Genomic DNA, 26,669 nt, shown 5'->3' on the forward strand with positions numbered 1-26,669 from the left:
TGATTGTACGCGCTTTTAAGGCCGTCTGAAAGTTTCAGACGGCCTTAAAACAACACGCTTTACGCGTTCAAACGCAGTTTAGCCGTTATCTTGGGCGAGAACTGCGGGCGCGGGCTCATGGGCGTTGTCGTGTTGTTTGTGATATTTGCTTTTCACCGCCAGTACCTTGCCGTTATTGGCATCTACAATCACTTCATGTTTTTGGCCGCCGGCAATCACATCCACTTCGTAGCGGCTGCCGGTGTGGTAACCGTATTCAAACTCTACATCGTCGGCATAGCCGCCGGTTTGGGCCGTTGCCGCAGCGGCTGCCTGCTTGCCCGAAACGGGCGCAAACAAGCCGAATGAAAAGGCGGTAACCGCAATGCCGGCAATCAGGGCGAGGATGGCGGAAGCGGTAATTGTGGCGATAATCTTTTTAACTGTCATGGTTTGTCCTTCATAAAGTTTACTAAACAGGAACATGCTGTTCCGCATTGGTTTTGCAAACATCTTACACAAACTGAGTTAGCCGCAGATTAGGGCGTCAACCAAATAGAAAAATAGAAAAAGGCCGTCTGAAAACGTTTTCAGACGGCCTTTATATAACGGCTTATCAGAATAAATTATCCAACTGTGAAGGCTGCGCCGGCTGCTTTGCCGGTGCCTGCTGTCCGCCGCCTTCCCCTTCAGGGCCTGCGTTCAGCGGTTCGACCGGCGTTTCTATCGCACGGTATTCCGATGCGGAAGGCCTTTGCTGTCTGCTGCCCTCACCCACTTCTGTATCCCGCTCCTCGTTGCGCACGGGGCGGCTCGAACGGTTATCCAAAGCCAGATCGGGGTTGGTGGTTTGACGCTCTTTCAAGAAATAGTCGTTCCCGCGGGTAACTAAGCCTTCGGGGGCTTTCATACCTGTCGAAGGCACGCCTTTGAGCGCGAAACGCATGTATTCCACCCACACCGGCAGGGCGATTCTGCCGCCGTAGCCTGCATTACCCATACTTCTCGGTTTGTCGTAACCGATATACACCGCCGTAACGAGATCGGGGTTGAAGCCCACAAACCATGCGTCTTTGTTGTCGTTGGTGGTACCGGTTTTACCGGCGATATCCGAACGGCCCAATGCGCTGGCGCCCGTGGCCGTGCCCGAACGCACGACATCCTGCATCATTTTATACATGATATAGGCGTTGCGCGGATCGATTACCTGCGGAGCGTTTTTACCGGCTTCCAGCGGCTGCATCTGCGCACGCAGGCGGCCTTGGCCGTCGTAAATGCGGTCAATCACATAGGAAGACACTTTATACCCGCCGTTGGCAAACACGGTATAGCCTTCGGCCATCTTCATCGGCGTCGTCTCGCCCGTACCCAGCGCCATCGAAAGCCCTGCGGGGATTTCAGACGGCTTGAAGCCGAAACGCTGGATATATTCTTGTGCATAGCCCACTCCGATAGACATCAGGATGCGGATAGACACCATATTTTTCGAAGCCGTTAAGGCTTGGCGGAGGGTAATGAAACCGGCGTAGCGGCCGTCTGAATTTTTCGGACTCCAAACCGCGCCGTTTTTGCCCTGCCCCGGCAGATTAATCGGCGCATCGTTGATAGACGTGGCCATGGTCATGCCTTTGGCCAAACCCGCCGAATAAACGAAAGGTTTGAACGACGAACCCGGCTGGCGTTGCGCCTGTGTGGCGCGGTTGAAGGTTCTGCTGTGGAAATCGTAACCGCCCACCAGTGCACGAACCGCGCCGGTTTTGGCATCAAGCGACACCAGCGCGCCTTGAAGCAGCGGCTCTTGCCCCACCGACCAACGCTTGCCGTTTTGTTTTACCCGGATAACCGCTCCGCGGCGTATCTGCGCATCACCCATTTTTTTATTGTTTACGGCCTTGGCCGCAAAACCCAGCTCGGCATTGTCCAATGTGGTTTGGTTGCCGTTGGGCAATTGGATTCTCACTCCTTTTCGGGACGTATCCAACACCACCGCAGGCATCAGGCCGTCAACCGTATAGAGTGTAGCGAGATATTGGCCCGCCGTTTCTTCGGCATCGTCAGTTTTGCTCAAATCCAAATAGTGTTCCGCACCGCGGTAGCTGCTGCCGCGGTCGAAACCGCGCAGGGTTTTGCGCAATGCCTCGGTCGCTGCACGCTGGTTGGCGGAATGAACCGTGGTATAAACCCTGAAACCCTGCGTATAAGCCTCTTCGCCGTATTTATCGTAAAGCTCTTGGCGCACCATTTCCGCCACATACAGGGCGCTTTGGTTGATTTTCTGTACATAGCGCTTGTATTGAAGCTCTTCCGCCAACGCCTCGTCGCGCTCCTGCGGCGTAATCATCTTTTCCTCAACCATATTGTTGAGAATATATTTCTGACGCAATCGGGCGCGCTCGGGATTCACAATCGGGTTAAAAGTAGAGGGCGCCTTCGGCAAACCGGCCAAAATCGTGGCCTCGGCCAAAGTTAAATCTTTGACGTCTTTATTGAAATAAATCCGTGAAGCGGCGGCAAAGCCGTAGGCGCGCTGTCCCAGATAAATTTGGTTGAAATAAAGCTCGAGAATCTGATCCTTGCTCAACGACTGCTCGATTTTATAAGCCAGCAGCGCTTCGTTGAATTTACGGGTGAAGGTTCGTTCGTTGCTCAAATAGAAATTACGCGCCACCTGCTGGGTAATCGTGCTCGCGCCCGACTGCACGCCGCCGGTCAGATTGCCCACCGCCGCACGCATCACACCGATAACGTCCACACCCCAGTGGTCGTAAAAACGTTTGTCTTCGGCAGCCACCACGGCATCTTTCAACACTTTCGGAAAATCACCGATTTTGGTAAACGAACGTCTTTCTTCACCGTAAACGCCGATGACTTCACCGTCGGAAGAGTAAACCGTCAGCGGCATTTTGGGTTGGTAGTGTTGCACGGCCTCCAATGAGGGCAGCTTCGGGTAGGTAACCAAAATAGCTATTGCAACCAAACCTACAACAAAAAGAACCAAGCCCAAAATCAAACCGATACAGGTCGTTATAATTTTTTTAATCATGACTAATTAATAAAGTTACCATCAAAAGCATTAAATAAAGTAAAATAGGTAAAGATTCATCAATGCAAGGTTATATTTTTGTAAACCCAGATGGAATCCGTTACGGAATATAAAACTGTTACTCACCCCACATAACAGGGACGTTACATCATGCGATTAGCAAAAAAACAAAAGAATACAAATAGTAAAACGTCATCCAACCTCAGCAACCGCTCGGCGGTCGGCATCGATATCGGACAGTACGCCATCAAGATGGTGCAATTGTCAGGGCGTAGTTTAAACCAAATCCAGTTGGAAAAATACGTTATTACCAAACTGCCTAAAAATATTATCAAGGGCAATAAAATACAAGACTACGAACAACTTGTTACATATCTGCAACATTCCTATGCGCAACTTCACACTTCCGCTAAGAATTTCGTTGCGGCCCTGCCACAAAGTTTGGCCACCATCGAAACCGTTGTGTACAACGAAAAAGAAACCGATCTGGATCTGGACGGCTTCGCAGAATTCGAAGTATCCCAAATCGCCCCCGTCGAAGAAATGAACTTCGACTATCAAACCATCGGCACCTCCGTTGTGCCCGTCGGCCAACGCGTTTTGCTCACCGCCGCCCGCAAAGATGATGTCGAACCGCGCATCGAAGCCTTTGAAAATGCCGACTTGCCGCTTGCCGCCATGGATATCGACCTGTTCGCGCAAAACAACGCCTTTTCTTTCTGGATCAACCAGCACGCCCCCGAACTCGAGCATGAAAAAATTGCCGTTTTCGGCATTCATGCCACGCAAATGTATGCGGTAATTACCCAAAACGGCCAAATTCTTTACAAACAGGAAACTCAGGTCAGCACGGAACAGCTCAACCAGCTTATCCAGCGCACTTATCAGGTTACCGAAGAAAAAGCCGCCCAAATGATGAATGCCGCCACCAAACCGTCCGACTACCAAAGTGCCGTCGCCGACCGCTTCAACATCCAGGTGGCTCAGGAAATACAACGGGTATTGCAGTTTTACTACGCCACACAGTCGAGCGAACAGTATTCCAACGTAAAACACATTCTGCTCACCGGCACCGCCTCCCAGCAGCCCGGTTTGGCGGAAACCATTTTCTCGCACACCAACACCGCCACCGAATGTGTTCACCCGATTCTGTATGCAAGCAACAGCAATAAAATAGATATTTCACAACTACAAATCGACGCATCAACGCTAACACTGGCCTTCGGCTTGGCCTTAAGGGGACTGTAACATGATTGAATTAACCAAAATCAATCTTCTTCCTTACCGCGAAGAGATCCAACAAAAGAAAAAGCAGCAGTTTAAAACACTGATGCTGTTCGCCCTGCTTGTCGGCATCGGGTTGTCGGCACTTACCTATCTGGGTATCAGCAAGGCCGTCGGCAGCCAAGAAAAACGCAATGAGTTCTTAAGCCAGCAAATTACCAAGCTGGAAGAAGACCTGCTTGAAATCAACAAGCTGCAAAAAGAAAAAGAAGATTTTCTTGCCAGAAAGCAAAAGGTTGAAGAGTTGCAGGAAAAAAGGTTTCAGGCGGCCTATATCATCGACACACTTAACGTGTTGATTCCCGAAGGCACTTACCTCACCGCTATTAATGCCGAAAACCCGACCACATACACCGTAAGCGGCAAAGCCACCAGCGACAACAAAATCGCCATGTTTATGCGTTCCATTCCCAGCACGGGTATTTTCATGCAGCCGGAACTGCTGAACATCAAAAAAGTGGACAACGCCCAAGAATTTACATTGAAAGTGCTTTTAAACCAGGCTTATTACACATTACCGGCAGCAAACGGCCAGGCACCCGCCCAAACCGCAACTGCCGCACAAGGGAAATAAAACATGGCCGCAAACACACTTAAAAACTTAGACATTAAAACCCTCCACTTATTAGGTATGCCCGCCAAGCTGGGTTTGGCAGGTTTGTTGGTTGCCGGCGTTTTGGGCTTGGGCTACATCGGCCTGTTCCGCTCCCAATTGGAAACGCTGGATGCCGCCAACGCCAAGGAGGTCGAGCTGAAAGAAACCTACACGAAAAAGAGTATCGAAGCGGCAAACTTGGATAACCTGAAAGCCGAATTAGATGCCATCCGCTCATCGTTCAACGTTTTGCTCAAGCAATTGCCCACAGATGCCGAGATTCCTAACTTGGTTCAGGAACTGCATCAGGCCGGCGCAACCAACGGACTGCGTATGGACAGCGTTACCCCTAGCGCACCGGTAAACGACGGCCCCATTCAGGTTTTGCCGTATGAAATCGCCATCACCGGAAAATACGGCCAAATCAGCCAGTTTGCCCGCGACGTCGGCACACTTTCACGGATTATTACTTTGGAATCGCTGAAAATCAGCAATAAAGACGACAAAAACAACCTGCTGACCCTGAGTGCTACGGCCAACACCTATAAAGCCCGTCCTGCCGAAGAAGTGGCAGCCGAACTTGAAGCGGCCAAAGCAGCCAGCGAGACACAGAAACCCCAATAACCCCTGAGAGAACCACCATGAAAAATAAAATACTGCTCGCAGGCATATTGGCGTTATCCGCCTGCACACCGGCCCACGAAGATTTGAACCAATGGATGAACGATACCCGCCAGCAGGCCAAATCTAAAGTGATTCCTTTTGAAGCACCCTCGGTCAGCCAGGCCAAAACCTACACACCGCCCAACCACAGCGGCCTGAATGCCTTCGACAGCAAACGTTTGAATGCAGCACAGCAGGGAGCCAACGCTCCAAACACCAACCGCCCGAAAGAAGTGTTGGAAAACTTTAGTTTGGAAACGCTGAAATATGTAGGCACTTTAAGTAAAGGAAACCGGGTTACCGGTTATGTAGAAGCCGACGGCCACGTTTACACCGTACAACCGGGCAACTACATCGGCCAAAACCACGGTCGGATCCAAAGCATCACACCCGACCTGATTACGATTACGGAGCTTGTAGAAGACACCTACGGCAACTGGACCTACCGAAAAGCAGAACTACCGTTGAGCAGCGCCGACAACAACGCCGCTCAAAACAACAAATAACAAGGGGCTTTACTCATGAACTCACGCAACATTAAAAAAATATTCGCCGCCGTCAGCGTCGGTTTTGCCGTTCAGACGGCCTTTGCAGGCAATATCACCGATATCAATGTATCGTCTTTGCCCAACAACCAAAAAATCATCAAAATCAAATTTGATAAAGATGTAGCCACACCGCGCGGCTTCATCACCACCACCCCTGCGCGCATCGCCTTGGACTTCAGCAACACCAACATGCAATTGCCGCAACCCGTTTTGGAATATGCCGACCCGTTGATCAATCAGATTACCGCCGCCCAAAACGACAGCCGTGCGCGCATTCTGCTCGGCCTGAACAAAGCCAGCCAATACAATACCGAAATCAAAGGCAACGAAGTATGGGTATATGTGAGCGAGGCGGCTGACCAAACCACCCGCACGCCGCAACAACGTAACCATACGGCTGTTGCCGCCGCACCTGCCGCACCCGCTGCCGTTACCGCTCCCCGCCGCGAGCAGGCGGCCGCATCTGCCAATATCGACTTCCGCAAAGGTGCACGCAACTCAGGCATTATCGAGCTGAGCGCACCCGGCTTTACCGGCCAACCGGATATCAAAAAGCAAAGCGACCGCATCACCGTTACCCTGAAAAACCATCCGCTGCCCGCCCAAGCGCAACGCAGCTTGGATGTAAGCGACTTCAACACGCCTGTCCGCAACGTTACGATGAAACGTATCGGCAACGACACCCAATTGGTTATCCGCAACCACGGCAGCTGGGATGTGAACACGCAATCCGCCAACGGCCGCTTCAGCTTTGAAATCAGCCAAAAAGCCAACATTGCTTCGCAGGGTTTGTCCGCCACCCCCAACAAATCGTTTAACGGCCGCAAAATTTCTTTAGACTTCCAAGACGTGGAAGTACGCACCATTTTGCAGATTCTCGCCAAAGAATCCGGCATGAACATTGTTGCCAGCGACACCGTTAACGGCAAAATGACCCTTTCTCTGAAAGACGTGCCGTGGGATCAGGCGTTGGATTTGGTGATGCAGGCGCGCAATCTCGATATGCGCCGCCAAGGCAACATCATCAACGTGGCGCCCCGCGAAGAATTGCTGGCAAAAGACAAAGCCACTTTGCAGGCCCAAAAAGAAATCGACGACCTCGGCCCCTTGTTGTCGCAAACCTTCCAATTAAAATACAAAAACGTGGAAGAGTTCCGCAAAATCCTGCGTTTAGACGAGAGCGGCAACAGCAGCGACCGCAATACCTTGTTGAGCGGACGCGGCAGCGCCCTCATCGACCCTGCCACCAACACTCTGATTATTACCGACAACCGCCTCGTTATTCAGAAATTCCAAAAACTGATCGAAGAGTTGGATGTTCCCACCCGCCAAGTGATGGTGGAAGCGCGTATTGTTGAAGCAGATGATGGTTTCTCGCGCGCTATGGGTGTCAAATTCGGCTACACCGGTGTAAACGGCCGTTCTACTTGGGGGTCAAACTGGACGAATGCAGTTAACAACTCCGGCACTGCTTATAACAACGGTGTAACGCTGGCTAATGCTGTTCTCAGCGGTTCGTCAACCATTCCCACCACCACCCCGTTGGAAATGAGTCCGAACATCAGCCTGCCGGTTGCCGCCGCCACTTCCAGCATTGCATTGGTGCGGGCAGTTTCTTCCGGAGCCTTGGGTTTGGAACTGGCAGCCATGCAGGAACAAAGCAAAGGCAAAATTATTTCCAACCCACGCGTGTTAACCCAAGACCGCAAAGAAGCCAAAATCGAATCGGGTTCGGAAATCCCTTATGAAGAAGCAACCTCCAGCGGCGCCACCTCCATCACGTTCAAAAAAGCCGTGTTGGGATTAACCGTTACCCCCAACATCACACCCGACGGCCAAGTGATTATGAGTGTGAAAATCAATAAAGACAGCCCGCAAGACTGTATCAGCGGCGGCGTAACCACCAAATGTATCAGCACCAAACAGCTGCAAACCCAAGCAATGGTGGAAGACGGCGGCACGCTGATTGTGGGCGGCATTTATGAAGAAGAAAGCGGCAACACCGTAGCCAAAGTTCCCCTGCTGGGCGATATTCCCGTGGTGGGCAACCTCTTCAAATCGCGCACCCGTAAAGAAGCACGCCGCGAACTGCTGATTTTCATCACTCCGCGTATTATGGATCATGTGGGCAGCAACCTGCGCTACTAAGGCCGTCTGAAAACCTTTTGGGAAAATATACACTTTAAACACTTTGCGTATATTTTCGTTTACAATGCCTGCTATGGAAAACATAGCAGGCAATTTATTTTTAATCGGACTGATGGGGGCGGGCAAAACCACGCTGGGCAAGCATATCGCCCAAATACTGAACCGCCCTTTCTACGATAGCGATCAAGAAATCTGCAAGCGCACCGGCGTGTCGATTCCGACCATTTTCGAGCTGGAAGGCGAGCAGGGTTTCCGCGACCGTGAAGCCGCGATGATAGACGAGCTGACCGCGCTGGATAACATCGTGCTGGCCACCGGCGGCGGCGCGGTGATGCGTGAGGAAAACCACCGCAGGCTGCGCGAACGCGGCACCGTGGTGTATCTGCACGCCTGCCCCGACGTACTGCTCGAACGCACCCGCTGCGATACCAACCGCCCGCTGCTGCAAGTGGCAGACCCATTGGCCAAACTGCAAGAGCTATACAATGTGCGCGATAACATTTACCGCTCCGCCGCCCATATCGTTATCGAAGCCAACCGGCAAAACTGCCACAAAACCGCCGAAAACCTGTTGCAGGCTTGGGCGCAGAAACAGGCATAGCCGTGTTGCCCCGCCGTTTTTTTACAGCTTCAGAAACCTTTATAAATTCGCTCAGGCCGAGACCTTTGCAAGTCGTTCAGGCCGTCTGAAATATCCAACCACCGTCATGCTCGGGCTTGACCCGAGCATCTTTTTGTTGTTAAAAAATAGAAGATACTCGGGTCAAGCCCGAGTATGACGAAGATATTTTAAGATTCTGAAATGAATTCTTTGTAGGATTCCCGGCCTGAGACCTTTGCAAAATTGCCTTCAGGCCGTCTGAAATGTTTGATTTCGTCATTCCCGCGCAGGCGGGAATCCAGATGTAAATATTGAAGCATTGATTAAACAAATACTTGGATGCCAAGCATCTGGATTCCCGCCTGCGCGGGAATGACGGAGTTCAGATTTTTTAGATAGCAATTTGAGTTTTGCAAAGGTCTCGGCCTGCAGATTTTTCAAGTTGCTTAGGCCGAAACCTTTATAAAACCGCTTAAGGCCGTCTGAAATATTTGATTTTGTCATTATCGGGCTTGACCCGGCAATGATTGGCTGATGTTACCTGAAACCGTGTTCGCATTAAGTTTTCAGACGGCCTTAAGGCGGTTTTGCAAAATTTCCGGCCTGCTTGATAATCACAACCCTGTTATTGTATTTTCCGCCACCCGATATAAACGGACACCACCATGCGCACCCTAACCGTAGCCACGCCCTCCCACCAATATCCCATCTTTATCGGTGAAAACCTGATTACCCAAGCCGACACCCTGCTGAAACCTTATTTGAGCAAAAAAGCAGCCATCGTTACCAACGAAACCGTTGCCGCCCTATACCTGCCTGCTTTTCAGACGGCCTTAAACAAGCTCGGTATCGAACATTTCGATATTGTGCTGCCCGACGGCGAACAACACAAAAACTGGCAAACCCTCAACCTGATTTTCGACGGCCTGATGCAGAACCGCGCCGACCGCAAAACCACGCTGATCGCCTTGGGCGGCGGCGTTATCGGCGACATTGTCGGCTTTGCCGCCGCCACCTACCAGCGCGGCATACCGTTTATCCAAGTCCCCACCACGCTGCTGAGCCAGGTCGATTCATCTGTGGGCGGCAAAACCGCCATCAACCACCCGCTGGGTAAAAACATGATCGGTGCGTTTTACCAACCCCGCGCCGTACTGGCCGATTTAAGCACGCTGGCCACCCTGCCTGCGCGCGAGCTTTCCGCAGGTATGGCGGAAGTGATCAAATACGGTGCACTGGGCGACCTCGATTTCTTGGATTGGCTCGAAAACCATATGCCCGAGCTGATGCGGCAGGAGCCTGCCCCGCTGGCCGAAGCCGTGTACCACTGCTGCAAAATGAAAGCCGACATCGTCGCCCAAGACGAAACCGAACAAGGCATCCGCGCGTGGCTCAACTTAGGGCACACTTTCGGCCACGCCATCGAAGCCGAAATGGGCTACGGCGTATGGCTGCACGGCGAAGCCGTGGCCGCAGGCATGGTGCTGGCCTGCCGCCTGTCGGAAACTTTAGGCCGTCTGAAACCTGCCGACACCGAACGCATCGCCGGCCTGTTGGAACGGGCCGCCCTGCCCGTAGCCCCGCCCCGTTTCACATTTGAAAAATGGATAGAACATATGCGGCACGATAAAAAAGTGGACAGCGGCACCATGCGTTTTGTAGGACTCAACCGCTTGGGCGAAGCCAATATCACCGAAATCACCGATATGGAAATCTTGCACGAAACCCTGCAACCCTATCTATAAAACCTGCAACCGTCCGGCGGCGGCGAATATGGTTAAAACCGAAACCTTTGCAAGTCGTTGAGGCCGTCTGAAATGCCTATTCCTCGTTATGCCCGCGCAAGCGGGAATCTAGATGGAAAAGTTGAAGTATTGATTAAACAAACACTTGAATACTAAACATTAAGATTCCCGCCTGCGCGGGGGTAGCGCAGTGGACTTGCGAAGCTGCAGCGGACTTGCGAAGCTAATGACGGGATTTAAACATTTCAGACGGCCTTTTAAGGTATTTTTGCAAAGGTCTCAAACTGCTTACTTTAAGTAGCAGTTCCGGCAACCGTTCCGTCATGCTCGGGCCTGACCCGAGTATGACGTATATACTTTTTGCGTCCGCCGCAGCGGCTTGATTTAAAACAATAAGCCGGCAGCTAGTTTAAGCCGCGCAAAAATTACAGGTATAAACCGCCTAATCAAAGTGATAGAATGACCCCGATTTCCCCTTCAGGTTTTAGTTTACAAAAGGATTATTCATGGCTACCGTATTGATTGTTCCCGTATCTACCCGTTCAGACGGCTGGGCCGTAACCCAAGCCGTAGCCGCCGCCCTGCCCGATGCCGCCGCATCCCGCGCGCTCGACGAAACCGGCGAAGCCGAAAAAATGCTGTGTGCCGGCAAATGCGACGACTGGCTCGACATGCTGGTATCCCGCGTTGCCAAAATAAACGCCAAAAATATCGTTATCAAAGGCATCAAACCCGATGCGGAAAAACTGTTCCTTTCCACCCGCAACCTCGAATTGGCCCAATCGCTCGATGCCAATGTGGTGTTTTCCGTGTTTACCGACAACGAAGATGTCGAACACCTCACCAACAAACTGAACATCGCCAAACAAGCCTACGCCACCGCGCCGGGCGTGCTGGCAGGTTTCATTCTCGACGGTAATGCCGACGCAGGCTTGGGTGCCGCCGTTGCCGAAAAAACCGGTCTGGCCTATTTCGGCTCGTCACAAAACATCGGCAACACCGACCTTTTGCTGAAAAAAACCGGCCGTATGTCGCCCGCGCAATTCCGCGTCAACATGATGGAATCCGCCCGCAAAGCCAACAAACGCATCGTCTTGCCCGAAGGCGCCGAACCGCGCACCGTTCAGGCGGCCGCCATCTGCCACGAAAAAGGCATTGCCCGCTGCGTGTTGCTGGCTCCCCGCGCCGAAGTGGAAGCAGTCGCCAAAGAACGCCACATCACCCTGCCCGATTCTCTGGAAATCATCGACCCGGCGACCCTGATCGAGCAATACGTCGAGCCGATGTGCGAACTGCGCAAGAGCAAAGGCCTAACCCCCGAACAGGCGCGCGAACAGCTGCAAGACACCGTGGTGCTGGGCACCATGATGATGGCGCTGAACCATGTGGACGGCTTGGTATCCGGCGCTGTGCACACCACCGCCAACACCATCCGCCCCGCCCTGCAACTGATTAAAACCGCGCCCGGTGCCAGCCTCGTATCCAGCGTATTCTTCATGCTGCTGCCCAACCAAGTGCTGGTTTACGGCGACTGTGCGGTTAACCCCGAGCCTACGCCCGAACAACTGGCCGACATCGCCATCCAATCCGCTGATTCCGCCAAAGCCTTCGGCATCGAACCGAAAGTGGCGATGATTTCCTACTCAACCGGCACCTCGGGCGCAGGCCCTGCCGTGGAAAAAGTGGCACAGGCCACCGCCATCGTGCGCGAAAAACGCCCCGATATCGATGTGGACGGCCCGCTGCAATATGATGCCGCCACCGTGCCCAGCGTAGCCAAATCCAAAGCGCCCGACAGCAAAGTGGCCGGTCAGGCCACCGTGTTGGTGTTCCCCGACCTCAACACCGGCAACTGCACCTACAAAGCCGTACAGCGCAACGCCAACGTATTGAGCGTAGGTCCGATGCTGCAAGGTTTGCGCAAACCCGTAAACGACCTGTCGCGCGGCGCATTGGTTGACGACATCGTTTACACCATCGCCCTCACCGCCATTCAGGCCGTGCAAATGGCCGAATAAACACCGTTGGGCTGATAAAACCGCAGGCCGTCTGAAATGTTTCAGACGGCCTGTTTGATTATCCGGCTTCTATAATCAGCCTTCTTCTTTATCACCTTCCGCCTGCGCTTCTTTCGCAAACCATTCGCCCACCACCCCGTTCACTTCTTCTATTCCCTGCTTTTTCAGGCTCGAAAAAAGCTGTACACTGATTTGCTGGCGCTCCATATATGTCTTGAGCATTTTTTTGACTGCGCTCAAAGTTTTGATTTGGTCGTTTTTAGATAATTTATCGGCTTTCGAAAGCAAAATATGCACCGGCCGGCCGGTGGCGTGGAAAAAGTCCAACATTTGGATATCCAGCGCTTTGAGCGGATGGCGGGCATCCATGATCAACACCAGGCCGATAAGCTGCCTGCGCTGTTGCAGATAATCGCCGAGCAGTTTCACCCAATGCGCGCGCACGGCTTCGGGCACTTGGGCATAACCGTAGCCCGGCAAGTCCACCATAAAGCCGCCGTTGGACAGCTCGAAAAAATTGATATGCTGGGTGCGGCCGGGGGTTTTCGACACATAAGCCAGCCGGACATGGTTGGTCAGCGTATTGATGGCGCTGGATTTGCCGGCATTGCTGCGCCCCACGAAAGCGATTTCGGCGGGCGTGTCGGGCAAATCTTTCAGATGATTGACCGTGGTGAAGAATTTTGCGTTTTGAAATAGGTTCATAACTGGTAAAATTGTGTGAATTTGGTATAGAATACCACGATTAAGAATTTATCGGTTTAGTCGGGTGGCAGCACACCCGTGTTGAGTATCGTAAAGGGCAGGGGCGGCGCAGGCCGCCGTGCCATTATTCAGGAGCACTCCATGAAACGTTTGACCTTGTTGGCGCTGGCTTTGGCTGCAGGAGCGGTAACGGCGGCGCCGAAGGCCGATCTTGCCAAAGGCAAAGAAATCGCAACCAATATCTGCGCGGCCTGCCACGCGGCCGACGGTAACAGCGGCATTGCCATGTATCCGAAACTGTCGGCGCAAAATGCGCATTATCTGTTCGTGCAAACCAAGGCCATCAAAGAAGGCAAACGCACAACCGGCGCTGCGGCTGCCATGGCGCCGATGGTGGCGGCTTTGTCTGACCAGGATATGCGCGACGTGGCGGCTTTCTATGCCAAACAAACGCCGAAACAGGGCGAAGCCAACCCGAAAGACAACCCCGAGCTGGGTGCCAAGATTTTCCGCGGCGGTTTGGCCGATAAAAAAATCCCCGCCTGCATGGCCTGCCACGGCCCCAACGGTGCGGGTATGCCGGGCGGCGGCACCGAAATTACGGCCTATCCGCGTTTGGGCGGCCAGCATAAAGATTACATCATCACGCAAATGCAGGCATATAAATCGGGCCAGCGCACCAATACCATCATGGCCGATATAGCGGGCCGTATGTCTGACGAAGAATTGAATGCGGTAGCCAACTTTATCCAAGGCCTGCATTGATTGTGTTTTTTTCCGAAGGCCGTCTGAAAAGTATTTTCAGACGGCCTTCGGCTGCAATAAACGGCGGCTTTTGCCTGCGCCGCCGCAAATCTGCCGCCGTGAATTTTTCACGGTTGTAGGCTATACTTCAGAATTTCTTAAGCAAACCCGTTTACGCTGGTTTCAGACGGCCTTTGCCTGCACAGATTAATTTACCCTGCGGCAACAGCTTTTCTACCCGGCATCCGAATCATAAACCTTATGGCAAAACCCCAAGCTCACGTTCCGTTAATCCGCCGCCCGTGGTTCGCTTTTTTAAGTTCCATGCGCTTTGCCGTCTCCCTGCTCAGCCTGCTGGGCGTGGCATCGGTTATCGGCACGGTATTGCAGCAAAACCAGCAGCCCACCGATTATGTGGTGAAATTCGGCCCGTTTTGGTCGGAAATATTCGGCTTTTTGGGCCTCTACGATGTGTATGCCTCGGGCTGGTTCGTGCTGATTATGATTTTTCTGGTGCTCTCCACCGGCCTGTGCCTGTGGCGCAATATCCCGCCGTTTGTGCGCGAAATGAAGTCGTTCCGCGTGAATGCGGGCAAAAAATCGCTGGCCTCGATGAAACACACCGCACTTATCGGCGGCGGCCTTTCCCCCGAAATCGCCGCACGCTATTTAAGTGTACAGGGCTTCAGCAGTAAAACCGTCGAACGTGAAGACGACTCGGTGCTGGTGGCGGCGAAAAAAGGGGCGATGAACAAATGGGGCTATATTTTCGCCCACGCCGCCATCATCGTTATCTGTTTGGGCGGCCTGATAGACAGCAACCTGCTGCTCAAAGCGGGCATGCTTACCGGCAGAATCGTGCCCGACAACGATTCGATGTTTGCCAAAGATTTCAAACCCGAAAGCATTTTGGGCAGCGGCAATATTTCGTTTCGCGGCAACGTGAACATCACCGAAGGCCAAAGCGCCGACGTGGTGTTTTTAAATGCCGACAAAGGGATGCTGGTTCAGGATTTGCCGTTTAGCGTCGAATTGAAAAAATTCCATATCGACTTCTACAACACCGGCATGCCCAAAGATTTTGCCAGCGATTTGGTTGTAACCGACAAAGCCAGCGGCAGGAAAACCGAAAAAACCATACGCGTCAACCACCCGCTCACGGTCGACGGCATCACCATCTATCAGGCCAGCTTTGCCGACGGCGGCTCCGGTTTGAAATTCAAGGTTTGGAACCTCAGCAACCCCGGCCGCACGCCCGCCGAAATGGATGCGGTGTCGATGAGCGCCTTCCCGCTTAATTTGGGCAGCGAGCAATACCGCTTGGAATTCGACCAATTCACGGCGATGAACGTGGAAGACATGAGCGCGCCGCAAGAAAAAGGCAAACTGAACTTTCAGACGGCCATCAACGATGTGCGCAGCGTGAGGCAGGATAAAAAATTCACCAACATCGGCCCCTCGATTGTGTACCGCATCCGTGATAAGGCCGGGCAGGCCGTCGAATATAAAAACTATATGCTGCCGGTGAAACAGGAAGAAGACTATTTCTACATCACCGGCACGCGCACGGGGCTGGAGCAGCAATACCGCTGGCTGCGCATTCCTATGGACGGCAGCGGCAGCATCGACACCTTCATGGCCTTGCGCGAACATTTGAGCAACCCCGAAGTGCGCAAACGCGTGATTGCGGTTTCCGCCGCCGGTGCGCCCGAAAACATACGCGCAGTATTCAACCAAGCCGCCGAAAACACGCTGGCGATTTTCGCCAAAGGCGGCTATCTGGCGTTGAACGACTATCTCGAAAAAAACATTCCGCCCGCCGAGCAAGAAAAAATGCAGGGCTTTTTCTACCAGATACTCTACGGCGCCATGAACGTTTTGCTCGACGACACCATCAAAACCTACCGGCTGCCCGATTGGCAACCCGGCGAAGCGCGCAACCGCTTCCTGCTCAACAGCATGGACGCCTACACCGGCCTTACCGAATATCCCGCGCCCGTGCTGCTGCAACTGAACGGCTACAAAGAAGTACGCTCTTCCGGCCTGCAAATGACCCGCGCCCCGGGCGCATCGCTGGTTTACCTCGGCTCGGTGCTGCTGGTTTTGGGCACGGTGTTTATGTTTTACATCCGCGAAAAACGCGCATGGGTGTTATTCGATAAAGACGGCGTGCGCTTTTCGATGTCGTCGTCGCGCAGCGAACGCGATTTGCAGAAAGAGTTTCCCAAACACGCGGCCGCCCTCGAAACCCTTGCCGCCGATTTGAAGAAAACCGATTAATACGGCTGCTTTTTCAGACGGCCTCCGGCACTTAATGTGATTAAGTAAATCCACCATAAACAGGCCGTCTGAAAAATCACGCATATTTAGGCTCTACACCATGAACCAAACCATAAACAACACCGGAAAATTATCCGAACACGCCCTCTTGGCCCACAAACCGTTTCTACGCCGCCTCAACGTTTTAGACTGGCTGTTTGCTTTGGTCGTGGCGGTAACGGCGGTGTTCGCACAGTTTCACGTCGGCCACCACATGGACATCTACGAAGTGGTGATTTTGTGGTTTTGCGCTGCGGCGGCCGTATTGCTGGGCTGGTTTTTCAAACCCCTGCGCTGGTTTACCGTGGTTTCGGTGCTGCTGGCCTACGGAGCAGTGCAGCTTTACAGCGGCGACATCGCCCGCGCCGACCGCTTTTTGCTGAAATATTTTTTAAGCAGCCAGTCGGCGGTGATGTGGCAGTGCGCCACCGTGTTTCTGGCTCTGTTTTGCTACATCGCCGGCGCATTTACGGCCAACAGGCGGCAAACCGCCACCAACACGCTGCTGGGCATCGGCACCGCGCTCACCTGGGTTTCTGCGCTGGCGGGCTTCACCGGCCTGTTGGTGCGCTGGCACGAAAGCTATCTGCTGCGCCCCGACGCAGGGCATATCCCCGTTTCCAACCTCTATGAAGTGTTTATTCTGTTTTTGGTGATTACCGCTTTGATGTATCTTTATTACGAAAGCAAATTCGCCGTGCAGAAACTCGGCGGCTTCGTGCTCTCGTTTATGGCCGCCGTGGTGGTGTTTGTGTTGTGGTACAGCCTGTCGCGCGAAGCGCACGCCATCCAGCCGCTGATTCCCGCGCTGCAATCTTGGTGGATGAAAATCCATGTGCCCGCCAACTTTATCGGCTACGGCGCGTTCTGTATTTCCGCCATGCTCGGCATCGCCGAACTGCTGGCCATCCGCAGCGAAAACGCCGGTAAAAAATCTTGGCTGCCCGATTCGCAAACCATCGAAGAAGTGATGTATAAAGCCATCGCCGTCGGCTTTCTGTTTTTCACCATTGCCACCATACTCGGCGCGCTGTGGGCGGCCGACGCTTGGGGGCGCTATTGGAGCTGGGATCCTAAAGAAACCTGGGCGTTTATCGTGTGGCTGAACTACGCCGTGTGGCTGCATATGCGGCTGGTGGCGGGCTGGCGCGGCAAAGTGCTGGCATGGTGGGCGATTATCGGCCTGTTTATCACCGCCTTCGCCTTTATCGGCGTGAATATGTTTTTGAGCGGCCTGCACTCTTACGGCACCCTGTAAACCGCAGCCATTATGCTTCAGGCCGTCTGAAAATATTTCAGACGGCCTGTGATTTTTTGCTTAAACCATGCCTTTAGCGTATCATTCACACCTGCCCCAAAACCCGAAAACACTTTTGCAATCGGCTTTTTCCGAGAGCCGATTGCAAAAGTATTTTTATATTTAACGAGTGATTTATGTTAAACGGTATTCCCCTGCCCAAAGACACGGTGCGCCCGCCCGAAACCGTGCTGGTCAACATCACGCCGCAGGAAACGCGCGTGGCGGTGTTGGAAGAAAACAATATCTGCGAACTGCATATCGAACGCAACAGCGGCCACGGACTGGTAGGCAACATCTATCTGGGCGTGGTACGCCGCGTGCTGCCCGGCATGCAGAGCGCGTTTATCGACATCGGCTTGGAGCGGGCCGCGTTTCTGCATATCGTCGATGTGCTCGAACAGCGCCGCAACCCCGACGAAACCCAGCGTATCGAGCATATGCTGTTTGAAGGCCAATCGGTATTGGTGCAGGTGATCAAAGACCCCATCAACACCAAAGGCGCGCGCCTTTCCACCCAAATTTCGCTGGCCGGGCGCTTTCTCGTGCACCTGCCGCAGGAAGACCATATCGGCATTTCGCAACGCATCGAAGACGAAGAAGAACGCAACAGCCTGCGCAGCCGCTTAGAAAACCTGCTGCCCGAAAACGGCGCGGGGCAAGGCTATATCATCCGCACCAGTGCCGAAAACGCCAGCGATGCCGAATTGCAGGCCGATATCGGCTATCTCACCAAAGTGTGGGAAAACATCCAGCATCAGGCCAAAACCCGGCCTCCCGAAACCCTGCTGTATCAAGATCTGCCCTTAAGCCTGCGCGTGCTGCGCGATATGTTCAGCGACAACACCCGCGAAATTCTGGTCGATTCCAAAGAAAACCACCAACGCATGCAGGAATTCGCCGAGCTGTATGTGCCGGGCGCCGCCGGCAAAATCCGCCTGTTTAAAGGTGAGCGGCCGCTGTTTGAAAGCCACAACGTCGAGCAGGAAATCAACCGCGCCCTGCAACCGCGCGTCAACCTCAACTTCGGCAGCTACCTGATTATCGAAGCCACCGAAGCCATGACCACCATCGATGTGAACACCGGCGGTTTCGTGGGTGCGCGCAATTTCGACGAAACCATCTTCCGCACCAACCTCGAAGCCTGCCACACCATCGCCCGCGAGCTGCGCCTGCGCAACCTCGGCGGCATCATCATCATCGACTTTATCGACATGGCGCACGACACCCACCGCGAAGCCGTGCTGCAAGAGCTGGCCAAAGCCCTGAGCTTCGACCGCACCCGCGTTACCCTCAACGGCTTCACCAGCCTCGGCCTGGTGGAGCTGACCCGCAAGCGCACCCGCGAAAACCTAAGCCATGTTCTGTGCGAACCCTGCCCGTCGTGCCAAGGCAGAGGCCGTCTGAAAACCCCGCAAACCGTGTGTTATGAAATCCAGCGCGAAATCGTGCGCGAAGCCCGCCGTTACGATGCCAAAGAATTCCGCATTCTCGCCGCGCCGAATGTTATCGACCTCTTTCTCGACGAAGAGTCGCAGTCGCTGGCCATGCTGATCGACTTTATCGGCAAACCGATTTCGTTGGCGGTTGAAACGGCCTATACGCAGGAACAATACGATATCGTGCTGATGTAGGCGCGGCAACCCGCCCTGCCCCACCATTAAAAAAGCCCAACGTTCACAACAAACGTTGGGCTTTTATTTAGACCCGCTAGAAAAACAACCCCGTAACCGAACTCACCAGCGTGATGATGCCCGCCACAAACGGCATCATGATTTTGCTCAACAGCCCCGTTACCAGCAGAATCAGGATAATCCAAGTGCCGTAAGGCTCGATTTTCTGAAACTGCATCGACGTGCGGGGGGGCAGGAAGCTGTCGACGAAACGGCCGCCGTCGAGCGGCAGCACCGGCAGCATATTGAGCACGAACAGCACGGCGTTAATCAACACGCCGTATTTGGCCATTTCGCCCAGCGGGTATTGGAACGACTCGGGCACATGGGGCGCCAGCGCAAACACCAAACCCCAGCCGAACGCCATCGCCAGATTGGACAGCGGCCCGGCCACCGCCACCATGCGCAGCCCCAGGCGCATATTGCGGAAATTGCGCGGCACGATGGGCACGGGCTTGGCCCAGCCGAATAAAAACGGCGTAAGCAGAAACATCACTATCGGCACCAAAATCGTGCCGACGGGGTCGATATGCGCCAGCGGATTGAGCGTGAGCCTGCCGAGCTGCTCGGCGGTGCGGTCGCCCCAATAACGCGCGGCGTAACCGTGGGCGGCTTCGTGTACGGTTATCGCCAGCAACACCGGCACCAATGCGAGTAAGAAAGTGCCCAAATCGAAGTTTTGAAACATAGTTTTCCTTTTGAATTAAAGTAATCCCGGCCGTCTGAAAACCGGCCGCACCATGATGAAACCTTTGCAGGTTTTCAGACGGCCTTACAACCCGAACAGGCTTTTATCGCCCTTGCCTTCGCGCACGAGTTCCACGCCGTCGGTCATATCAATAACGGTGGTCGGCTCGGTGCCGCACCAGCCGCCGTCAATCACCAAATCGACGCTGTGCTCCAAGCGGTCGCGGATTTCGTAGGGGTCGGTTAAGGGTTCGCTGTCTTCGGGCAGCATCAGGGTGCAGCTTAACAGCGGCTCGCCCAGTTCGGCCAACAGGGCAAGCGCGATTTTGTTGTCGGGCACTCGCAGACCGATGGTTTTGCGTTTGGGGTGTAGGGTGCGGTTGGGCACTTCTTTGGTGGCCTGCAAGATAAAGGTATAACTGCCCGGAGTTGCGGCCTTGAGCTGGCGGAACTGGCTGTTATCGACTTTGGCGTAAGTGCCCAGCTCGCTCAAATCGGCGCACATCAGCGTGAGGTGGTGTTTCTGGTCGATTTGACGGATGCGCAAAATGCGCTCCATCGCTTCTTTGTCGCCCAAGTGGCAGCCGAGTGCGTAACAGGAATCGGTGGGGTAAACCACGATGCCGCCTTGTTTGATGATTTCCGCCGCCTGTTTGATCAGGCGCTCTTGCGGGTTGTCGGGGTGGATGGCGAAAAATTGTGCCATGCTGTGTTCCTTGCCGGTTGATGGTTTGGCGGAATTGTAACTGAAAATGCCGCCGTGCAAGTGATATGGGGGCGAAACGGCCGCCATGCAATTATAAACGCCATACAATCATAAAGGCCGTCTGAAATGTTTTCAGACGGCCTTCCGCTATTGCACGGTATCAACGTTTGCGAGGCATGCAGGATTTGTAAACGATTTCCTGCGAGGGCGAGGTAATCATCACCGCTTTTTGACGGTGGTTTTGGCGCGTCATGTAGTCGGTGCTCAACGAGAAATTGTTTTCGTCGCCGAAAATGGTTTCCACATCATCGGAACGGTTGAGGTTGATGGGCATGCGGCGGGTTTTGCCGTTTACATAGGCAGAAGCGTAAACCGGCAGGTTTTGTTTGTTGAAACCGTAGGTTACTTTCACTTTTTTGCCTTGCTGGCAGGTGTATTGTACTGAAGACTTTTTCACTGCCTTGCCGGGAATATCGTCGGCATGGGCAACGCCGGCCGCCAGTGTGGCGGCAACCAATAATGCGGTTGACAATACTTTCTTCATGTTTCGCTCTTTCATAAAAGTTGAACGTTTTCAGATTATATCTTTCGTATCTGCCGTCGGCCAATATGCCGGATAACAGATGTGCCGCATTATATGAATTATTTTGTTTGGGAGGCACAAGCAAATGAAATCTTAGGTAAACCGTTTCAGGCCGTCTGAAAAAAATCCCAAACGGGTTTGCAGTTGCCGGGCAGTTCGGGGCAGGCGCCCAAGATGCCGCCGCTGTAATCGCCCTGCCGGTGGAAATCGCTGCCGGCGCTGGCCAACAGGCCGTAGCGTTCGGCCAACAGGGCATAGTTTAAGCGGTCGTTTTTGTCGCAGTTGCCGCTGTGCACTTCGATGGCCGCTCCGCCCGCCGCTTTGAATTCTTCAAACAGGTTGCGCTTGGCGGTGGCGGAAAAGCCGTAGCGCATGGGGTGGGCGATAACGGCCAAACCGCCCGCGCCTCTGATTGCGGCCACGGCTGCGGCCAAATCCGCCCATTCGTGCGGCACGGAGACCGGTTTGCCGTCGCCCAGATATTTGGTGAACGCCTGTTGTTTGTTGCGCACATGGCCTGCGTTAATCAGAAATTCGGCCACATGGGTGCGCGACACCATTTCGGGGTTGGCGGCCAGGGCAAGCGCACCTTCGTATGCGCCGGAAATGCCTTTCTTTTCGAGCTTGGCGGCAATCGCTTCCAACCGTTTCAGACGGCCTTTGCGCACTTCGGCCAGCAGGTTTTGCAAATCTTCGTTGCCGTCGTCGAAATCCAGCCCGACGATATGCACGGTGCGTTTGCGCCAGGTAACGGAAATTTCCACACCGTTAATCAGGCGGATGCCGCATTTTTGCGCTTCGGCGCGCGCTTCGGCCAGCCCGCCGGTGTGGTCGTGATCGGTGAGCGCGAGCAGGGTGCAGCCGTTGGCGTGCGCCAGCCGCACCACTTCGGCGGGGCTTAACAGGCCGTCTGAAATATTGGAATGGCAGTGCAGGTCTATCATCATCGCCTTTCAGACGGCCTTATCCGTGCCGCCCGTTTGTACGGCGGCTTCTTCGGCAAGCTGCGCCTGCCACTGTTTCTGCTGCGCGTCGTAGGCGGCTTTTTCGTTCCAATAAATCGTTTGGATACACGCATCGCCGCAATCGCTGCCGCAGCATTCCCACGCTTCGGGGCGCACGGGTTCGGGCAGCAGGTCTTCGGGTTTAAGTTTCTTCGGGGTCATAACCGTTTTCGATTTCCAGCACCGTGCCGTTAAACTCAATCACCTCGCCGCCGCGTATTTTGGCGGTTTTGCGGGTTTCGGTTTCGCCGTTGCGCAACACCAGCCCGTCGGCAATCGCCGCTTTGGCCTGGCCGCCGCTGTCGGTTAGGCCTGCCAGTTTGAGCAGGTCGCACAAGGCGATGTATTCGTTGTCTTCTAAATATACGGTGGCGTGCATGGTATTTCTGTTTCTTTACAGGTAGTAGGCAGATAACGGTCATATTTTACGCGAAAACAGACTCTTCCATCATTAATTTAACAACAGCTATCAATAATTAATTATTAATTAAAAATATCTAAAATTAATCGCAATCATAGTTTTAACGGCTGCTGGGTTAGCGTATAGTGCAAGCACGGCAACACACCAAAGGGCGGCAAACAGGCCCGCCCGCACTCGAACACACACTCAAAACCCCGCCGTTTTCAAGCGTTTCAACAAACCACCTCCAACCAAAGGAGCACAAACCATGAGCAAATGCCCGGTAACCCATCTCACCATGAGCAACGGCGCGCCCGTTGCCGACAACCAAAACAGCCTCACCGCCGGCCCGCGCGGCCCTCTGCTGGCACAGGATTTGTGGCTGAACGAAAAACTCGGCGACTTCGTGCGCGAAGTGATTCCCGAGCGCCGTATGCACGCCAAAGGATCAGGCGCGTTCGGCACGTTTACCGTTACCAACGACATCACCCAATACACCCGCGCCGCTCTGTTCAGCGAAGTGGGCAAAAAAACCGAAATGTTCGCCCGCTTCACCACCGTGGCCGGCGAGCGCGGCGCGGCCGATGCCGAGCGCGACATCCGCGGTTTCGCGCTGAAGTTCTACACCGAAGAAGGCAACTGGGATATGGTGGGCAACAACACCCCCGTGTTCTTCCTGCGCGACCCGCGTAAGTTTCCCGATTTGAACAAAGCGGTGAAACGCGACCCGCGCACCAATATGCGCAGCGCCACCAACAACTGGGATTTTTGGACGCTCTTGCCCGAAGCCTTCCACCAAGTCACCATCGTGATGAGCGACCGTGGTATTCCGAAATCTTACCGCCACATGCACGGCTTCGGCTCGCACACTTACAGCTTCTGGAACAAAAACGGCGAGCGCTTCTGGGTGAAATTCCACTTCCGCACCCAGCAAGGCATTGAAAACCTGAGCAACGCCGAAGCGGAAGCCGTGATCGGCAAAGACCGCGAAAGCCATCAGAAAGATTTGTATGAAGCCATCGAGCGCGGCGATTTCCCGAAATGGAAAATGTATGTGCAAATCATGCCCGAAGCCGATGCCGAAAAAGTGCCGTATCATCCGTTCGACCTCACCAAAGTATGGCCGAAAGGCGATTACCCGCTGATCGAAGTGGGCGAGTTCGAGCTGAACAAAAACCCCGAAAACTTCTTTGCCGACGTGGAGCAATCCGCTTTCGCACCGAGCAACCTCGTGCCCGGCATCGGCGTATCGCCCGACAAAATGCTGCAAGCGCGCCTGTTTAACTATGCCGACGCGCAACGCTACCGCTTGGGCGTGAACCGCAACCAGATTCCGGTCAACGCACCGCGCTGCCCCGTGCACAGCAACGCCCGCGACGGTTACGGCCGCGTGGACGGCAACTACGGCGGTCTGCCGCATTATGAACCCAACAGTTTCGGCCAATGGCAAGAGCAACCGCAATACGCCGAGCCGCCGCTGAAAATCAACGGCGATGCCGCCCATTGGAACTACCGCGAAGACGATGCCGATTATTTCAGCCAGCCGCGCGCGCTGTTTAATTTGATGAACGCCGAACAGAAGCAAGCCCTGTTCGACAACACCGCCGCTGCCATGGGCGATGCGCCGGACTTCATCAAATACCGCCATATCCGCAACTGCGTGAAATGCGACCCGGCCTACGGCGAAGGCGTGGCCAAAGCCTTGGGCTTGTCCGTGGCCGATGCCGAAGCCGCCCGCGCGAGCGATCCCGCGTTGGGCCAACCGGGGCTGCTGTAATGTGGTTTGAAATCGGCGAATTATTGGCCGAAGCCGTTAAGCGTTATCACAAACGTTAAGGTGGCCGTTCCGTCTGAAACAGGCCGTCTGAAAACCATGCCGCATAGGTTTTCAGACGGCCTGAGACTTTTGCAAAATTGTTCCGGATATCCGATAAACACCTGCCTGCCGTCATACTATATATACCGTCATACCCGGGCTTGACCCGGGTATCTGTTATTTCTTTCGGAACAAAAAAGATACCCGGGCCCAGCCCGGGTATGACGACAGGTAGCAGATAAGCGGATTTGCTTATTCTTCCGGCAGTTTGGTGATGTTCACCCGCTCGATGCGCTGGCCTTCTTTTTCGGTTACTTCAAATCGCCAACCGTGGAAATCGATATGGTCGCCCACATCGGGAATACTTTGCAGCTCTTCCATAATCAGCCCGGCCACGGTGTGGTAGTCGGCATCTTCCGCAGGCGGCGGCAGATTGAGTTGCGGGGCCAGCTCCACATATTCGAGCGCGCCGTCCACCGTCAGGCTTTCGTCGGGGTTGGCTTGCAGCATAGGCTCTTCTTCGCGCTCGAAGGCTTCGGGAAATTCGCCGGCGATGGTTTCCATTAAATCTTTCATGGTTACCATGCCGAGCACGGCACCGAATTCGTCCACCACCAGTGCGTAGTCGGCGCTGCTTTTGCGGAACAGCTCGATGGCGTTGAGCGCGCTGGTGCTGTCGGGCAGCACCAGCGGTTGGCGCAAGGCCGTCTGAACGTTCATTTCGCCGTGCTCCAGCAATTGGGTGAGCAGGTCTTTTTTGTTGATGTAGCCCAGCGGCTCGTCTACTCCGGCTTTACCCACCACCAGCAGGCGGCTGTAGGGGGTATTTTGCAGTTGGGCGTGCTGCTCTTCTTTGCTTTGCGAAATGTCGAGCCGCTCGATGTCGCGGCGCGGAATCATCACGCCGAGTATCGGGCGTTCGGCCAGCATCAGCACGCTGCGTATCATGGATTTTTCGTTTTCTTCAAAATGGCCGCTGTCGTCGGGGCTGCCGCCGGCGGTGGCCAGCACGCTTTCGCGTATGCCCATCATGCCCAGTACGTTATCGGCCGTGCGCTGCCGCCACGAGCGGCTGATGTAGTCGTTTTTGCGAACGTTTTTCTGCGAAATCTGGTTGAATATTTCAATCAGAATCGAGAAGCCGATAGCGGCATAGAGGTAGCCTTTGGGGATGTGGAAGTGGAAAGCTTCGGCAATCAGGCTGAAACCGATCATCAGCAAGAAGCCCAAACACAGCATCACCACGGTGGGGTGTTTATCGACAAACTCGGTGAGCGGTTTGCTGGCCAGAATCATCACCGTCATCGCCACCACCACGGCGGCCATCGCCACGACGATGTGGTCGACCATGGCCACGGCGGTAATCACCGAATCGATGGAAAACACCGCGTCCAATATCAGGATTTGCGCCACCACGCCCCAAAACGGCGAATGTTTTTTGTGGGTGTCGGCAATCGTAATCTGGTTATGCCCTTCCAGGCGTTCGTGCAGTTCGGTGGTGGCTTTGTAAAGCAGGAACAGGCCGCCGGCAAACATGATGAGGTCTTTGCCCGACACGGAAAGGCTGCCCCATTCCAAAAACGGTTTGGTGAGCGTGATGATGTGCGCCATAAAGCCGAGCATCACCACGCGCATCGCCACGGCCAGCGCAAGGCCGGTGATGCGGGCTTTGTCGCGCAGCGAGGGTTTGACTTTGTTGGCCAGAATCGCCACAAACACGAGGTTGTCGATGCCGAGCACCACTTCGAGTATCAACAGCGTTGCAAAGCCTATCCACGTTTGCGGCTCGGCCAACCAACTGAAATCCATAATGGTTTAAATCCTTGTTTTTAGAATGAAAACAGGCAGGCCGGATGGTTTCTCGGCCTGCCTGTGGAAACGGTGCATACACGAAGGGCGTCGGTATAACTGCTCTGCTCCGCGTCTTTCATAGAAGTGTATGCCTTAAAATAATATGGAATCAGCAGTTTATCATTTTCATGCTTTTTAAGGAAGAGAAAGGCCGTCTGAAAGCCTGCCGCCGATTTCAGACGGCCTTTGCAAACCGCCGGCGCAGCCCGGTGAAAATCGGATTTCCGCCGCACGGCGGCGGCCGGTATCAAGTTATGCCG

At 54.0% G+C, this 26,669-nt stretch carries 23 protein-coding genes; 13 read left to right on the forward strand and 10 right to left on the reverse strand.

Annotated features, from left to right (window positions below; genetic code table 11):
- Positions 1-78 precede the first annotated feature (78 nt).
- Both NQ012_RS04830 and NQ012_RS04835 read right to left on the reverse strand, forming a co-directional pair.
- Entirely contained in the window at positions 79-429 is a 351-nt protein-coding gene (locus NQ012_RS04830; protein ID WP_257066485.1) for a PepSY domain-containing protein, read from the reverse strand.
- A gap of 166 nt (positions 430-595) precedes the next feature.
- Positions 596-3,022 carry a penicillin-binding protein 1A gene (locus NQ012_RS04835; RefSeq protein WP_257066486.1) on the reverse strand — a complete coding sequence of 809 codons (2,427 nt, stop codon included), beginning with the start codon at positions 3,020-3,022 and terminating at the stop codon, positions 596-598.
- Positions 3,023-3,172: 150 nt separating this feature from the next.
- Between NQ012_RS04835 and pilM the strand changes: the two genes are divergently transcribed.
- The 8 genes from pilM (at position 3,173) to pta (ending at position 12,624) form a co-directional block, all read left to right on the forward strand.
- Positions 3,173-4,270: a type IV pilus assembly protein PilM gene (gene pilM, locus NQ012_RS04840; protein WP_257066487.1), complete on the forward strand. Its 1,098-nt coding sequence runs from the start codon at positions 3,173-3,175 to the stop codon at positions 4,268-4,270.
- Position 4,271: 1 nt separating this feature from the next.
- Positions 4,272-4,880, forward strand: a complete 609-nt coding sequence (locus NQ012_RS04845; protein WP_257066488.1) for a PilN domain-containing protein — start codon at positions 4,272-4,274, stop codon at positions 4,878-4,880.
- 3 nt (positions 4,881-4,883) lie between these two features.
- Positions 4,884-5,525 carry a type 4a pilus biogenesis protein PilO gene (locus NQ012_RS04850; protein ID WP_257066489.1) on the forward strand — a complete coding sequence of 214 codons (642 nt, stop codon included), beginning with the start codon at positions 4,884-4,886 and terminating at the stop codon, positions 5,523-5,525.
- Positions 5,526-5,542: 17 nt separating this feature from the next.
- Positions 5,543-6,070 carry a pilus assembly protein PilP gene (locus NQ012_RS04855; protein WP_257066490.1) on the forward strand — a complete coding sequence of 176 codons (528 nt, stop codon included), beginning with the start codon at positions 5,543-5,545 and terminating at the stop codon, positions 6,068-6,070.
- Positions 6,071-6,085: 15 nt separating this feature from the next.
- Positions 6,086-8,260 (forward strand): type IV pilus secretin PilQ, encoded by a 2,175-nt coding sequence (gene pilQ / locus NQ012_RS04860; protein WP_257066491.1) that lies wholly within the window; start codon positions 6,086-6,088, stop codon positions 8,258-8,260.
- A gap of 64 nt (positions 8,261-8,324) precedes the next feature.
- Entirely contained in the window at positions 8,325-8,861 is a 537-nt protein-coding gene (locus NQ012_RS04865) for a shikimate kinase (RefSeq protein WP_257066492.1), read from the forward strand.
- Between the two features lie 665 nt (positions 8,862-9,526).
- On the forward strand, positions 9,527-10,606 hold the full coding sequence (gene aroB, locus NQ012_RS04870; protein ID WP_257066493.1) for a 3-dehydroquinate synthase: 1,080 nt from the start codon (positions 9,527-9,529) through the stop codon (positions 10,604-10,606).
- Positions 10,607-11,112: 506 nt separating this feature from the next.
- A complete protein-coding gene (gene pta, locus NQ012_RS04875; protein WP_257066494.1) occupies positions 11,113-12,624 on the forward strand; it encodes a phosphate acetyltransferase in 1,512 nt (503 codons plus the stop codon).
- Between the two features lie 75 nt (positions 12,625-12,699).
- On the opposite strand, the gene yihA is transcribed toward pta, so the two are convergent.
- A complete protein-coding gene (gene yihA, locus NQ012_RS04880; RefSeq protein ID WP_257066495.1) occupies positions 12,700-13,329 on the reverse strand; it encodes a ribosome biogenesis GTP-binding protein YihA/YsxC in 630 nt (209 codons plus the stop codon).
- A gap of 141 nt (positions 13,330-13,470) precedes the next feature.
- Between yihA and NQ012_RS04885 the strand changes: the two genes are divergently transcribed.
- The 4 genes from NQ012_RS04885 to rng all read left to right on the forward strand — a co-directional run bounded on the left by NQ012_RS04885 (position 13,471) and on the right by rng (position 19,323).
- Complete coding sequence (locus tag NQ012_RS04885; RefSeq protein WP_257066496.1) at positions 13,471-14,094, forward strand: c-type cytochrome; 624 nt, start codon at positions 13,471-13,473, stop codon at positions 14,092-14,094.
- 303 nt (positions 14,095-14,397) lie between these two features.
- On the forward strand, positions 14,398-16,353 hold the full coding sequence (locus tag NQ012_RS04890; protein ID WP_257066518.1) for a cytochrome c biogenesis protein ResB: 1,956 nt from the start codon (positions 14,398-14,400) through the stop codon (positions 16,351-16,353).
- A gap of 100 nt (positions 16,354-16,453) precedes the next feature.
- On the forward strand, positions 16,454-17,650 hold the full coding sequence (ccsB, locus tag NQ012_RS04895) for a c-type cytochrome biogenesis protein CcsB (protein ID WP_257066497.1): 1,197 nt from the start codon (positions 16,454-16,456) through the stop codon (positions 17,648-17,650).
- Positions 17,651-17,826: 176 nt separating this feature from the next.
- Entirely contained in the window at positions 17,827-19,323 is a 1,497-nt protein-coding gene (gene rng / locus NQ012_RS04900; protein WP_085366135.1) for a ribonuclease G, read from the forward strand.
- A 76-nt stretch (positions 19,324-19,399) separates the two neighbouring features.
- On the opposite strand, the gene NQ012_RS04905 is transcribed toward rng, so the two are convergent.
- The 6 genes from NQ012_RS04905 to NQ012_RS04930 all read right to left on the reverse strand — a co-directional run bounded on the left by NQ012_RS04905 (position 19,400) and on the right by NQ012_RS04930 (position 22,721).
- Positions 19,400-20,050 carry a site-2 protease family protein gene (locus NQ012_RS04905; protein ID WP_257066498.1) on the reverse strand — a complete coding sequence of 217 codons (651 nt, stop codon included), beginning with the start codon at positions 20,048-20,050 and terminating at the stop codon, positions 19,400-19,402.
- Between the two features lie 84 nt (positions 20,051-20,134).
- Positions 20,135-20,755, reverse strand: coding sequence for an L-threonylcarbamoyladenylate synthase (locus tag NQ012_RS04910; RefSeq protein ID WP_257066499.1), 621 nt, complete (start codon positions 20,753-20,755; stop codon positions 20,135-20,137).
- 160 nt (positions 20,756-20,915) lie between these two features.
- The gene (locus NQ012_RS04915) at positions 20,916-21,299 is read right to left on the reverse strand and encodes an ACP-like domain-containing protein (RefSeq protein WP_257066500.1); all 384 of its coding nucleotides are present in this window, start codon (positions 21,297-21,299) and stop codon (positions 20,916-20,918) included.
- A gap of 146 nt (positions 21,300-21,445) precedes the next feature.
- A complete protein-coding gene (locus NQ012_RS04920) occupies positions 21,446-22,282 on the reverse strand; it encodes a PHP domain-containing protein (RefSeq protein WP_257066519.1) in 837 nt (278 codons plus the stop codon).
- Positions 22,283-22,291: 9 nt separating this feature from the next.
- Positions 22,292-22,504 (reverse strand): hypothetical protein, encoded by a 213-nt coding sequence (locus tag NQ012_RS04925; protein ID WP_257066501.1) that lies wholly within the window; start codon positions 22,502-22,504, stop codon positions 22,292-22,294.
- The gene (locus NQ012_RS04930; RefSeq protein ID WP_257066502.1) at positions 22,485-22,721 is read right to left on the reverse strand and encodes an RNA-binding S4 domain-containing protein; all 237 of its coding nucleotides are present in this window, start codon (positions 22,719-22,721) and stop codon (positions 22,485-22,487) included. The genes NQ012_RS04925 and NQ012_RS04930 overlap by 20 nt, the downstream gene beginning before the upstream one ends.
- Before the next feature lie 289 nt (positions 22,722-23,010).
- Between NQ012_RS04930 and NQ012_RS04935 the strand changes: the two genes are divergently transcribed.
- The gene (locus NQ012_RS04935) at positions 23,011-24,519 is read left to right on the forward strand and encodes a catalase (RefSeq protein WP_257066503.1); all 1,509 of its coding nucleotides are present in this window, start codon (positions 23,011-23,013) and stop codon (positions 24,517-24,519) included.
- 291 nt (positions 24,520-24,810) lie between these two features.
- Here the strand turns inward: NQ012_RS04935 and NQ012_RS04940 are convergent, their stop codons facing one another.
- Complete coding sequence (locus tag NQ012_RS04940; protein WP_257066504.1) at positions 24,811-26,367, reverse strand: TerC family protein; 1,557 nt, start codon at positions 26,365-26,367, stop codon at positions 24,811-24,813.
- Between the last annotated feature and the right edge of the window lie 302 nt (positions 26,368-26,669).

This window comes from Neisseria dentiae (genome assembly GCF_024580525.1).
GTDB lineage: Bacteria > Pseudomonadota > Gammaproteobacteria > Burkholderiales > Neisseriaceae > Neisseria > Neisseria dentiae_A.